The 12153-nt window shown below is 66.4% G+C and carries 14 protein-coding genes and 1 pseudogene; 9 read left to right on the forward strand and 6 right to left on the reverse strand.

Annotated elements, in window-relative coordinates:
* From IQ216_RS06240 to IQ216_RS06250, 3 genes and pseudogenes are all read right to left on the reverse strand, one after another.
* Positions 1-535: pseudogene (locus IQ216_RS06240) on the reverse strand (hypothetical protein); the annotation flags it as partial.
* Positions 532-1545, reverse strand: a complete 1014-nt coding sequence (locus IQ216_RS06245) for a retropepsin-like aspartic protease (RefSeq protein WP_193814787.1) — start codon at positions 1543-1545, stop codon at positions 532-534. The gene IQ216_RS06245 and the pseudogene IQ216_RS06240, both read right to left, overlap by 4 nt.
* An 11-nt stretch (positions 1546-1556) precedes the next feature.
* Positions 1557-2348, reverse strand: coding sequence for a prohibitin family protein (locus tag IQ216_RS06250; protein ID WP_228007214.1), 792 nt, complete (start codon positions 2346-2348; stop codon positions 1557-1559).
* Between the two features lie 839 nt (positions 2349-3187).
* Between IQ216_RS06250 and IQ216_RS06255 the strand changes: the two genes are divergently transcribed.
* The 7 genes from IQ216_RS06255 (at position 3188) to IQ216_RS06285 (ending at position 7773) form a co-directional block, all read left to right on the forward strand.
* On the forward strand, positions 3188-3652 hold the full coding sequence (locus IQ216_RS06255) for an Hsp20/alpha crystallin family protein (RefSeq protein ID WP_193814799.1): 465 nt from the start codon (positions 3188-3190) through the stop codon (positions 3650-3652).
* Between the two features lie 383 nt (positions 3653-4035).
* Positions 4036-4710 carry a TIGR02117 family protein gene (locus tag IQ216_RS06260; RefSeq protein WP_193814789.1) on the forward strand — a complete coding sequence of 225 codons (675 nt, stop codon included), beginning with the start codon at positions 4036-4038 and terminating at the stop codon, positions 4708-4710.
* 311 nt (positions 4711-5021) lie between these two features.
* Complete coding sequence (locus tag IQ216_RS06265) at positions 5022-5612, forward strand: hypothetical protein (RefSeq protein ID WP_193814790.1); 591 nt, start codon at positions 5022-5024, stop codon at positions 5610-5612.
* Entirely contained in the window at positions 5609-6202 is a 594-nt protein-coding gene (locus tag IQ216_RS06270; protein ID WP_193814791.1) for a hypothetical protein, read from the forward strand. Before IQ216_RS06265 ends, IQ216_RS06270 begins: the two co-directional genes overlap by 4 nt.
* A 40-nt stretch (positions 6203-6242) precedes the next feature.
* Positions 6243-6779, forward strand: a complete 537-nt coding sequence (locus IQ216_RS06275) for an aromatic acid exporter family protein (RefSeq protein ID WP_193814792.1) — start codon at positions 6243-6245, stop codon at positions 6777-6779.
* A gap of 45 nt (positions 6780-6824) precedes the next feature.
* Complete coding sequence (locus IQ216_RS06280) at positions 6825-7238, forward strand: DUF2164 domain-containing protein (protein ID WP_193814793.1); 414 nt, start codon at positions 6825-6827, stop codon at positions 7236-7238.
* A gap of 22 nt (positions 7239-7260) precedes the next feature.
* Entirely contained in the window at positions 7261-7773 is a 513-nt protein-coding gene (locus IQ216_RS06285) for a hypothetical protein (protein ID WP_193814794.1), read from the forward strand.
* A gap of 9 nt (positions 7774-7782) precedes the next feature.
* On the opposite strand, the gene def is transcribed toward IQ216_RS06285, so the two are convergent.
* Together def and IQ216_RS06295 are read right to left on the reverse strand one after the other, a co-directional pair.
* Positions 7783-8325, reverse strand: a complete 543-nt coding sequence (gene def, locus IQ216_RS06290) for a peptide deformylase (RefSeq protein WP_193814795.1) — start codon at positions 8323-8325, stop codon at positions 7783-7785.
* 34 nt (positions 8326-8359) lie between these two features.
* Positions 8360-8779 carry a hypothetical protein gene (locus IQ216_RS06295; RefSeq protein WP_370566636.1) on the reverse strand — a complete coding sequence of 140 codons (420 nt, stop codon included), beginning with the start codon at positions 8777-8779 and terminating at the stop codon, positions 8360-8362.
* A gap of 134 nt (positions 8780-8913) precedes the next feature.
* On the opposite strand from IQ216_RS06295, the gene IQ216_RS06300 reads away from it, so the two are divergent.
* Both IQ216_RS06300 and IQ216_RS06305 read left to right on the forward strand, forming a co-directional pair.
* Positions 8914-10638 (forward strand): mechanosensitive ion channel family protein, encoded by a 1725-nt coding sequence (locus IQ216_RS06300; RefSeq protein ID WP_193814796.1) that lies wholly within the window; start codon positions 8914-8916, stop codon positions 10636-10638.
* Positions 10639-10697: 59 nt separating this feature from the next.
* On the forward strand, positions 10698-11750 hold the full coding sequence (locus IQ216_RS06305) for a lytic transglycosylase domain-containing protein (RefSeq protein WP_193814797.1): 1053 nt from the start codon (positions 10698-10700) through the stop codon (positions 11748-11750).
* On the opposite strand, the gene IQ216_RS06310 is transcribed toward IQ216_RS06305, so the two are convergent.
* On the reverse strand, positions 11744-12153 hold a 410-nt coding region (locus IQ216_RS06310), incomplete at its 5' end, for a sulfite exporter TauE/SafE family protein (protein WP_193814798.1). The genes IQ216_RS06305 and IQ216_RS06310 overlap by 7 nt on opposite strands.

Here is a 12153-nt window from a genome sequence, read left to right on the forward strand (position 1 = left end):
TCACGGCGCTGCAGGAGAAGCCAACCACCCCCGCCAGGCCCCAGCCCAGGCCAGCCAGACGACCGCTGGCCATCGGCATGCCCGAGCCCAGGGAGGCCAGGGCCAGGCCGGCGGCAATCAGACCACTGGTGAGCCAGAAGCGGCGCGGCAGCGGTTCACCCAGCCACAGCAGGGACAGCAGCGCCGAAGCCGGCAGCACCAGGCTGAACAGCAGCGTCTTCTCGATCACCGCCAGGGCCTCGATCGCCACGTAACTGCCGAACGGCCCCACCAGGCTCCCGGCCAGCATGTCCAGCCCCAGCCAGCGCAGTTGCCCCGGGCTCAGCCGGGGCAACTGGCGGCGGATCGCCCGCCGGTCGATGGCCACGCTGCTCACCCCCACCACCACCAGGGCGAAGAAAAAGAGGTTGCAGGCACTGATCGGGTTGGCGCCGTCGATCGGATGGGCGGCGCCCTGCAACTGCAGACCACGCACCACCGTGCTCTCCAGGCCCTTGAGCACCACGTAGGCCAAAAGGGCCAGAAGGCCGGTCATGAGCCGGGCCCTCCTCCCCAGAGCAGCAGGCTGGGAGGAGTGGTGTCGAGACGCCAGAGCTGGCGATGGGAGCGAAGCAGTTCCTGACCCACGATCGCACCTACTCCCAGGGCCTCGAACACGGGGTTGGCAGTGACGATCGCCTGCACCGGCGCCGGGGGCAACCCCCCGAGCAGGGTGGGTCCCTGCACCCTGATCCAGCGGGCCGGCTGGAGACCGCAGAAGCCAGCGACCTGAACGGGCCGGCTGGGCTCCACCTGGGGCAGCGCCGCAGCCAGGGCCTCCGTGACGAACAGCCCCTCGGCACCCGTGTCCGCCAGGGCCTCCACCGTGGTCTCGGCGGGCCCTGGGGCAGAAGCCCAGGCCGGCCTGAGCCGCAGGCGCAGGAGGGGAACGCCCTGGCTCCAGCGCATCGGCAGGGTGGTGGGAGCTGAGGTGACGGCCACGGAAGCGCGGGCCCGCTCGGCCAGATCAAGGGCGGCGGAACCCAGGGCCAGGCGGTCTGCGCCGGGATCGATCCAGAGAGGCAGCTGCCGCAGTTGCGGCGCACCGAGCACCCCGTCCACCCCGGGGGGAAGCCCAGCCACCGCCAGCACCAGGGCCTCAGCCCCCCGCAGCCGCAGGCTGTTGGCGCGACCCGAAGGCACCGGCGCCGCTTGCAGCGATGGCAAGACCACCCGTCGCGGTTGCAGATCCGCACAGCCCTCGCCGGCACCGGCCAGGCCGAAGGCGGCTGGGGGGATGGGGGTGTCCGCCAGCCCCAGGCGCTGCACGAGGGCAGGGGACACCAGCGTGGAGCTGGCGCCGCTGTCCACCAGGAAGCGCAGGCTCTGAGCGCCGCTGCGGAAGCTGAGCACGGGCGTATCACCGTGCGTGGCACGCTCCAGAGGCACCAGGGCTGAGCCGCTCAGCTGGCCGGGCTGGAGGGCCGGGCCACTGAGCTGGATCAGGGCGGCCAGACCCGAGCTGATCAGGCGGCTGAAGCCGAAGCTGGCCAGGCAGCTGACCACGGAGCCACCCCTCAGCGACGGCCGTTGACGATCACTGAGGGGCTGCCGCCAGCAAGACCCGGCAGGGCGGGCACAACTGAGGTCTGGCCATCCCACTTGTCGAGGAAGAGCTTGTAGAGCACCTGATCATCGAGGCTCTGGTTGAGGATCTCGTAGCGTTTGGCCTCCTGATCGGCGATCTTCACTTCCGTCTGGGCACGCAGCAGTTGCTGTTCGGCGATCTGTTTCTGCTCGATCGCGGCGCGGTATTCCTCGGCGATCTGCAGACCGGTGAGGTCGAGCCCCTGCACGATCACGTAGTTGAACTTGCTGAGTTCGCCGGCCACCTTGTCCTGCACCAGCTCCGAGATGCTGTTCCACTCGGTGGCGATCGTCACCAGCTCGTACTGGGAGAAGACCGATTTGAGCGCCTTGAGCAGGGAAGGCTGGATCACCCGGGCATAGATCTGGGAGTTGTCGGTGGCGATCGTTTCAAAGATCCGCCCCGCCTCCACCGGCTTCACGGCGTACTTCACGGTGGCGGTGGCCTCGATCACCTGCAGGTCTTTGGTGAGGGTGGAGAACTGCTCGGGGCGCACCTGGGTGCGCACGTCGAAATAGGAGATGGCCTGCACCAGGGGAACCTTGAAATTGGCTCCGGGATTGCGCTGTCCGCCGGTCACCTTGCCCAGGGTGGTGACCACCGCCACGGTGCCCGCCGGAACGATGAAGATGGTCTGGCTCACCAGGATCAGCAGGGCCAGAGCCCCCGCGATGATCAGCTGAAAGGCCGAGCCGAGCCCCCCTCCACCGGCTGGACGCATGGAACCTTGCATGAAGACGGAGTGCCGGGTGAGCCCAGACCCTAGACAGATGGGCTGCAGGGCCAGCGAGCGGCTACGGCCGGGAGCGTGGAGGGCTGGCAGCCAGGACGCCAGGATCCTGGGCCGAGGTCAGGGCCGGGATGAAAACCTTCTTGATGAAGGACCATGGCCGCCGGTGAAGACCCATGACGGCTCCAGGGGCTCCATGGACAGCACCTGCACACCTGAACCAAGCTCAAGCCATCGGGATTCGGAGGCTCCACCGATGGAAGACACCCCCCCGCAGCAGACAGCAGGAGCGCGCTGACGATCCGGCCCCTGCTCCAACACTCTCAACGGATCACCGACGTTCCAGGCCTGTCGCAGGCTGAAGGGCCGTGAAGCTGTCTTCGCAGTCTCACTCCCTCCWSYCYCNKYMTWCRCNCWKMCRCYGCNRWCGNCTNMAYMGGWSWWGWYCTCGRYSRTSKCCNNNYCAKKWRCCCCGGATCCCAACGGAATGTCTCCTTGGACACCTGGCCCCAGGTGCCAGCGCCAGCAGCTCCGCCAAACCAACACGCTGCCACTGCGATCGGAAGGTCTGCGGTGGCAGCAGCCCAGGCCCGGAGCTCCGCTCCGGGCCTTGTTGTTGCTCAGAACAATGGCCTGATCAGGCCGTGGAAGGGCCCGGCAAGACGCCATGATTCGGTTCTCCACCCGCAGCCTGGGGGTGAACCGACTGTTGTCGTGGGGGCCGAATCAGATCGTTCGGTTCACCCCATCCCAGCATCGGCACAGCTGGGCGATGGTTGTTGCACGGGGGCGATGAGACCCCGCACACCAGCAACTTCGCCACCAGAACCATGCTCAATCTGCGCACCACTTCTCCCTTTGAACTGTTCGATCGGCTCGATGAACAGCTCTCCCAGCAACGTCAGGAGGCCGGGCGTGTGCCCGCCGCTGAAGTGCATGACACCGCCGAGGCCTATACGATCAGCCTGGAACTCCCAGGGGTTGATCGCAACGCCATCGATGTGAAGGCCACCGAGCGCACCCTGCAGATCAGTGCCGAACGCCGCTCCACGCTGGACTCGGCGGCCCAGGACGCCCCGAGCCCCGAGCTGGGATCCCAGCCGGAAGCCACGGCCCAGACGCAGCGGCAACCCCTGATCAGCGAGTTCCGCTACGGCACCTGGAGCCGCAGCTTCCGCTTCGCAACCCCGATTGATCCCCAGCGGATCAGTGCCGTCTACCGCGACGGCGTGCTCACCGTGACGGCGCCCAAGGCCCCGCAACACACCAGCGTGTCGGTGAAAGTGGAGGGTTGACTGCCTGAGGCTTCCCCATAGCCCCAGGCAGCAAGACCCGGGATCTGCAACAGGTCTGAGAACACTGAGCCCCCGGTTGGTCCCGGGGGCTTTTTCTGCGGCTTGGTGGGGTTCTCGCTGCAGGCCATTGACGATCGAGAGGGAAAAGCGAAGGCAAGCAAGCTGGCAGACAACAGTGGTGCGCTTGTGAAGACGGGCCACTTTCCTTAGGCTTGGAGCCAAGCAACTGATCGGCTTGGCACACATCACTGCAACGGGAGGAATTTGCCGCATGCAAGATCGGGAAGACAGCTCGGCACGATTGCAGATCCCATTGATGCCCACCATGGCTGACCCAGCCCATGCCTTATCAGTGAATCCAAGCTCTTGAGCTTCATCCCTCAATGAAACTGGCTGGAATTCTTTTTGGGGCTGTGGCCCTCACAGCATGCTCGAGCAGCCCCACTGTCGTTGGACCAGCCCAGGATTCATCTCATGCTTTGAGGTCTCATCAGGTGCATGTCGAGAATCATGGCTGGCATGCCGGCCTGATCATTCCAGCAACTCACCTGAATCGGGAGATTCCTGAACTCAAGCAGGGATTTGGTCCGGCGGCTTACTATGAAATTGGCTGGGGTGATCGAGCCTTTTACCAGGCTCAACACACAACGGCTGACCTGGGCTTGCAAGCTCTGTTTCGCTCCAAGGGCTCAGTCCTACACGTCGTTGCCATTCCAGACTCCCCCGCCAAAGCATTCAATCACCTGGACGTCGTCAGCACCTGTCTCACGAAACACGAGATGGCATCTGTTGTGGAGTTTGTGGCCAACAGTTTTGTCCGTGGCCATCGTGGATCCGTGCTGCCGATCAACCAGGGCCTCTACGGCAACAGCCGGTTCTTTGCAGGCACGGGGAGCTATTCCTTGCTAAACACCTGCAACACGTGGATTGCAAAAGGTCTAAAGAGTGCTGGGCTGGATCTGTCCCCATCCTTGACCCTCACCTCAGGAAGCGTGATCAGCGCCGTGCGATCACGTCGGCAGCTCTGTACACCAAGGCCCCATCCGACAGCTCAATAGACAGTTCAGGGCCGGGACAACCAGGCGGGGTAGCCCTGGAGACTAGCCAACTCCAGAACCATAGAGCGAATCGATCGCCAAGCCGCTGATGAATCCCGAGCTGGAGCTGCTGATTTCGATTATCCTCATTACAACTTTTCTGGTCGTGAGATTTCGGAATCCCCCCTTCCGCCAGCCCTGCCCAGGCTCCAGCTGCCGGCTCACCGCTGGAGTTATCAGACCTACTGTATCCGCCCCTTCCCTGGGGCTTTCAGAAGGCCGCTCGGAAAACCTCCCTCAGCCTCGCCCTCGCCCGTACGGCACGCCCCCTGGTGCTCAACCTGGTGGAGTTGATCCACTGGGCCTCCTTCCCCCTGAGTTTCTGGATCCTCGCTTACATTTTCGTGCATGCCGACGTGATCGCCAGCCACGTGGATGGCGATCTGATGCGGGTGTTCTGGCTGCAACTGGGCATCGCCTGCCAGGTGTTCGGCGGAGGCATCAGCGGCATCCTGATGCACGAGTACGAAGGCTGGCAGATCACTCCCTTCCGCAACATTCTTGGCCTCCAGCAGAACGCGCCATCGGAGGATGTGGCCCAGGTGCTGGTGCCGAATTTCAACAATGTCTGGCTGCGGGCGGTGGCCTATCAGATGTTGTTCAGCTTTCAGACCGCCGGGCTCGACTTCTTCACCCTCGGGGTGTTTGGCGCCCAGCCCCTGCCCTTGCTGCTGCTGTTCGGGGGCATCGCCATTGCCCTGTTGGGTCCTTCGGAACTGCGCACAAGTTTGTTCCGTGTCGTCGACGGGGAAGCGCGGCCGGTGCTGCCGCTCTCCTGGTCGTTGCTGATCGTGTTTGCGCTCAATGCGCTCGCCAATCTGATCAGTGCGCACCACTTCTTTGGCCCCACCTTCCCTTTGTGATTCTCACCCTGGGGTTGGCCTGGCTGTTTCCCCCGGCCGCCTGGTGGAGCGGCGGCCTGTTGCTGCTGATGGGCGTGATCCTGCTCGCCTATCGCCTCGGTTGGAACGGGGAGCCGCTGGTGCTGGAACCCACCGAGGCAGCTGGGCCGGAGCTGGCGGTGGTGTTCATCCAGGGGGAAGGGATCCCGCACGAGCGCTACCGCCTGGTGGCCGAAGCGATCCAGCGCCACTGCGCCTCGCGGCGACTCTGGGTGGCGTTGCCGCGCTTCCTCGGCGACTCGCCGATTCCGCGTGAAACCCCACTGGTGGTGGCCCAGGCCCGCCGCGCGCTGGAGCAGCGCGGCATGGCGGCCGGCAGCCCCTGCCTGTTCGTCGCCCACGCGGCAGCCAGGGACTTTCACTATTGTCAGCTGCTCTCGCCGGCCGCCGCGATGGAATGGATCTACATTGATGGTCTGAGAAACAAGACATCGCTTTCGGGCCGCCTGTTCATCTACGAGCCGGTCGCGGGTTTCGACAAGGCTGCCGCCTACCTGGGCCGCTCCCTGGTCAACCAGACCCGCACGGCTTCACTGCTGCGGCGCCGCTGAGGCGATCCTCCTTTCCAGGCCAGAAGGCATGAGTGAGCGCATGGGTTCCTGGATTGCGGCAGCCACGATGCGCGCCTGGGCCCTGCACGCGGCCCGCACCACAGTGGCTGCGACGCTGGCACTGGGGCTGGCCAGCCTGGCTCGTCTTTCTGATGCCTACTGGGCTCCCATCACCACCCTGATTGTGATGCAGTCCAGCCTCGGAGCCGCCTGGACTGTTTCGAAGGATCGGCTGATCGGCACAGTGCTGGGTTCATTCTTCGGCGCTCTGCTGGCCAGCTCCATCACGCCAGCAAGCCTGGCGTTTGCGATTGGTGTGTTCGTGGTGGGGCTGCTGTGTGGCGTGCTGAAACTCAATCTGGCGGCTTACCGGTTTGGTGGCGTCACCTTGGCTGTGGTGGTCCTTGTGACGAGTGGGCAGCCCACCTGGCTTGTGGGCCTGCACCGGCTGCTGGAAGTGTCTCTGGGGATCGTGGTTGGCCTTGCCACAACCGCCCTATGGCCGGGGGATCAGACGCTGGCAGGGGGCGGCCGCTCCACCAGGACACGAAACCCCGGCCATCGGGAACAGAGATGAGCCACTGTTTTAGATGCTAGCCTCGAAATAGGAAGAAGAGTTTCCATGTCAGTCAACCTGACCAAAGACGTGCGTAGAAAAGCAACTGCCTCACTTGCGCGATACTTTGAAGAAGTCAAGGAAGAAGAAATCGGTGTCATCGCGGCAAACAGACTACTTGACTTCTTCCTGCAGGAAGTAGGACCCAGCATCTACAACAAGGCGGTGGCTGACGTTCTGCAACGCCTTCAGGCGCAACTCTCAGAGATAGACATCGATTGCCATGAAGGAGAATTTCAATACTGGCCCGAGCGGGGCCAATGGGACAGCAACAACCATCAGATCAGAGGATCGCAACAGACGCATGACGTGGGATCACGATGTGCCTCGCTGGTAGGTCTCAGACTTCACCATGACCACCGCAGTGATGGCCGTTCGCCTATAGCCCTGGCGGGGATGCGTCGATCTGGGCCAGAATGATGGCCCCAGATCCATCTCTGCCATGGGCCGCGACCGTGATCCCTTCCGCATCCCGCGTGCCGGCTGGGAAGTGGCGCCACTGGCGGGGCTTGCCYCGATCGATCTCAACGGCAGCGGCAGCCCCCTCAGCGGCGCCGAGTTCGTCAGTGAATCCGCCGTGGGTGGGGTGGCGGTGTACGCCATCTACCAGGCCCTGCTGGCCGCACTGCGCACCGAGGCGATGCGCCGCCGTGGCGAGATCGACCGGGCCGCCCAGCTCCAAAGCATTGCCGCCACCGTGTGGGAATCGAGCAAACAGGGCGCCGTGGTGAGTGCAGCCCTCGGGGTGGTGCTGCTCGTGTTCCCCTGGCTGAGCCTGCCGCTGACGCTGCTGGGCGCCGTGGGCATGGGCAAGGCCTCGCTCGACCTCTTTCATGCCTTCTGGGATGGGCTCAGCCCCGAGCAGCAGGCCGAGCTCACTAGCAGCGCCTTCGACGCCGGTGTGAACCTGCGGCGCTTTGTTGAGGGCGCCGGCACTGGCCCCAAGGCAGCCTGACCTCACGACCTAACCGGCTTGCGGCAACACCCCAGCCCCCACCAGCTCCTCCGTGAAACCCAGGGCGCTGCGGGGCTCGACGCGATCGGGGAACAGCACACCATCAAGGTGGTCGCACTCGTGCTGCACGACGCGGGCATGGAAGCCCTCCACCTCCCTCACAACAGCAGCTCCCGCCAGGTCGAGGCCTGCATAGCGAATCCGGCTCCAACGCGGCACAGCCCCGCGCAGGCCAGGCACACTCAGGCAACCCTCCCAGCCGCTGCCGCGCTCCTCGCCCAGGGGGGTGATCTGCGGGTTGATCAACAGTGTTTCAGGGATCGGCGGTGCCTCGGGATAGCGGCGGTTGTGGGTGATCCCGAAGATCACCACCCGCAGGGCCACACCGATCTGGGGCGCCGCCAGGCCGGCCCCGTCGCGGGCGGCCATGGTGTCGCGCAGATCCGTGACCAGGGCCTCCATCTCGGGGCTGCTGAACGCCCCGGGGGGCACCGCAGCTGCCTGTTGACGCAGGCGTGGGTCACCGAGGCGCAGAACGGGGCGGATGGCCATGGCCCTCGGGCAAGCACCGCTCCAGCCTGGCGGCTCAGGGCGTGGCAGGCCAGGGCGAGAAGCGAAGCGGCTCGCGCCTGGCGATCGAGGCCGTCCAGCCACGCAGGCTCAGGCTGGCCAGGCCCGCCAGCAGCGCCGCCGTGGAGCCGCCGGCCAGCCAGTCGCGCTTGAGCAGCGGCAGCCGCTCGCTCAACAGCTCCAGCGGCATCTCCAGCAGCAAGAGGCCGGGATCTTCCGCCCGCTGCAGGGGCCCATCGCCGCTGCGTTGCCACAGCCGCAGCAACAGCTCCAGGGCCAGCTGCTCAGCCATGGGGCCCGGCGCCTCTGAGGCTGGCTGCGCCGGCAGAGAGAGGCCCGTCAGCGGCAGGGCTCGCTCCCCCGCCACAGTGCAGAGGGCCAGGGCGACCAGGTAGGGGGCATCGGCCATGGCGCTGAGAGTCGCAGGCTCCACCATGCACCAGGCAGGGATCCTGGGGAATGTGTCACGATCCGCCCAGAACGCCGAGGGCAATGCTGAGAGCCAGCGCACCAAGGCAGCTCAGGTGGCTCCTGTCGACGTCCCAGGCGCTCGCCCCCCCCCTGCAGCGGATGCTGCCCTTCGCCCTGGGGCTGCTTCTCGCCCTGGTGGCCCTGGCGCCCGCCCTGGCGCAGATCAATTTTGGCGAGAACCTCACCGGCGGCAATGGCGGCACGATTCCCGATGGCGTGAACCGCTTCGGCGAGATCGAAGTCACGGAGGTCACCTCGCCGATCGACGGCGAGGTGCTGTTCAAGATCGCCTCCCCAACTGTTCTCGACCGCAGTCAGGTCGCGGAGGGGCAGCACCCTGTCGAGCAGCGCGCCAGGGAAATTCAGGCCCGGGTGGAGCTGGCGGCGGTCGAACGCCAGATGGATGGCGACAGCCTGCGGGTGGAGAAGGCCACGCTGAACAACGTAATGGTGATCACGGCGCGGGATGACAAGCATTCCCGCCCGCTCGTGCTGGCCTCGGTGACCAACGCCGACGCGAACTATTACGGCCTTCCCGTGGAGGAGGTGGCCGAAACCTGGCGCAAAGGACTGGAAAAGGAGATTCGCGACTTCAGCTACAGGCTCAGGCCCGAAAACCTSGCCCGCAGTCTGTGGCGCTTCCTCCGCATCCTTCTTGTGATGGCCGTCGGCACGGCCCTGATCCTGCTGATCAAAAACCGCATTCGTCGCCGGCAGCAGGTGCTTCAGACGCGCCTGGACACCTGCCTGGAATCCCTGCGTCAGAGCGACGCCACCCCCGCTGAGGAGGGGAGCGAGGGGCGGAACGACAACCTGAACGAGACCACGCTCAAGACGGTTCGACTCCGGCGTCGGCTCGGTCTCTGGGGACTATGGCAGTGGCTGTTCTTCTGGATGCTGCTGGTGCTGCTCTATGGGGGCACCTACCTGCTGCTCAGCCAGCTTCCCGGCCAGGCCACGCTCACGAGAAGCCTCGTTGACGTGCCCCTGAAGCTGCTCACGGTGTGGTTCTGCGCCACCCTGGCGACTCGCTTCTCCATCCGCCTGCTGGATCGCTTCGAGGCCCGCTGGCTGGACCGCCAGGCCAGCCGGGGCGGCGACGGCAGCCAGAGCAAGCGGCTGCGGCTGCGCTTCTCGACGATTCTCGATGCCGGCCGGGGCTTGCTGGTGGTGGTGATCTCGGTGGCGGGGTTGCTCTCGGTGCTGGGGGTGCTGGGGGTGCCCAGCAGTTCGATCCTGGCCATCAGTGGCCTGCTCGGCCTTGCGATCAGCTTCGGGGCGCAGAACCTGGTGCGCGACCTCGTCAATGGCTTTCTGATCCTGGCCGAAGACCAGTTCGCCATCGGCGATGTGATCAACGTGGGCGGCTACAGCGGCGCCGTGGAACGCCTGAATCTCCGCGTCACCCAGTTGCGCAGTGCCGATGGGGAGTTCATCACCCTGCCGAACAGCACCATCAGCCAGGTCAAGAACCTCACCCGCAACTGGTCGCGCGTGAACGTCAGTGTCGACGTGGACGTGGACAGTGACCCCGATCTGGCTCTGGCCGTCACCCGCCGCACCGGCGAGCAGCTGCAGCAGGATCCCGACTGGGGCGGCTTGATTGTGGCGCCGCCGGCGGTGCTGGGCATTGATGCCATCGGCCACGGCGGCATCAGGGTGACCACCTGGATCGACACCGCCCCCGGCCAGCACTGGGCCGTGAGCCGGGAGTTCCGCCTGCGCCTGCTGCGGGACCTCCACCAGGCGGGGATCCGGCTGGGCTCCCCGCGTCAGACGTACCTGGGCCAGCCCCCTCAGGTCGAGGCATCCCAGGACCCCTAGACCGGGCTTCCACGCCATAGCCTCAGCGGTCTTGGCCCTTGGAGAACGCGCCGATGCCGATGAGCCGCCGTCGCCGTCTGCAGCTGTCCCTGCTGAGTGCGGGCTTGATCGCTGTGGGCACCGGGGTCTGGTGGCGCCCCTATCTGGCCGAATCCCTCAGCGGCCTGGCCCCGCAGGGCCCTGGAGCAGGGCGCACAGCCGCCTCCTTGCCCCCCCCGACTGAGGCGCAGTCCAACGAGGCGCCCACCAGCGTGGCTCTGCCCAGCGCGGCCGATCTGAGCCGCAGCGCCGACGGCCGCCATTACCCGCTGCTGCCGGCCGAGCCTGCCGCCATCGCCGCCCTGCTGGCCGCGGTGGAGACCGCTCTGCGCGACCCGGAGACCCCGGCCCAGGAGCTGCCGTCGCTGGGCCACCAGCAACAGGTGATCTACCGGGTGCTCTCCCACCAGGAAGCCCTGGCGGCCCAGGTGCGTGCTGGCCTCGATCCCCGCTGGCAGAGCGTCTACGACCGCCACCTGGAGGCCCGGCGGGCCTTCCTGGCCATGCACCGCAGCGGGCCCAAGGCCACCAGCCTGCCGGCCTGGATAATCATCCAGCCACCTGCCGCCGACACCCTGATCGGCCACTACAAAAAGGCAGAGGCCGCCACCGGCATCGCCTGGGAGGTGCTGGCGGCGGTGAACCTGGTGGAAACCGGCATGGGCCGCATCGATGGCCTGTCGGTGGCCAATGCCCAGGGGCCGATGCAGTTCCTGCCCACCACCTGGGCCCAGGCGGGGGTGGGCAAGGGGAACATCCGCGATCCCCACGACGCCATCCAGGCCGCCGGCCGCTACCTGGTGCGCCGCGGCGGCCTCCAGGACATCCGCAAGGGCCTCTGGGGCTACAACAACAGCGACAACTACGGCCGCGCCGTGCTGCTCTACGCCTCCCTGATCGAGGAGGACCCGCGCGCCTACCTGGGCCTCTACCACTGGGAGATCCACTTCGCCACCGCCGCCGGCGACCTCTGGCTGCCCGTGGGCTACAACCAGGCCAAGCCGATCCCGCTGCAGGCCTTCCTGCAGCAATCGCCGGCCAGCGCGCCGCCGCCGGGCTCCTCGGGCTACTGAGCCCGCTCAGTCGCCAGCGGCGAGGCCTGCTGCCGCTGCCAGGCCTCCGCACCCGTGAGCAGGGCGGAGCCGATCAACAGCAGCGCAAAGCCCTGGCGCAGCCGCAGCTCCGGCAGGTGGGGCGCCAGCCACTGGCCCAGCAGCCCGCCGGCGGCTCCGCCCAGCAGCAACGGCACCAACAGCGGCAACGTCGTCTTGGGCCAGYGRCCCAGGGCCACCAGGGCCACGGCCGCATTGGCGGCGATCAGCACCAGGCTGGTGCCACTGGCTACGGCCATCGGCAGTCCGGCGAGCAGCACCAGGGCCGGCACGATCGCAAAGCCACCGCCCACCCCGGCCATGCCGGTGAGCAGGCCCACCCCCAGACCCTGGACGGCCAGAGCCACCGTGGCAGCACGGCTGA

Origin of the sequence: Cyanobium sp. LEGE 06143 (assembly GCF_015207535.1) — a bacterium.
Taxonomy (GTDB): domain Bacteria; phylum Cyanobacteriota; class Cyanobacteriia; order PCC-6307; family Cyanobiaceae; genus NIES-981.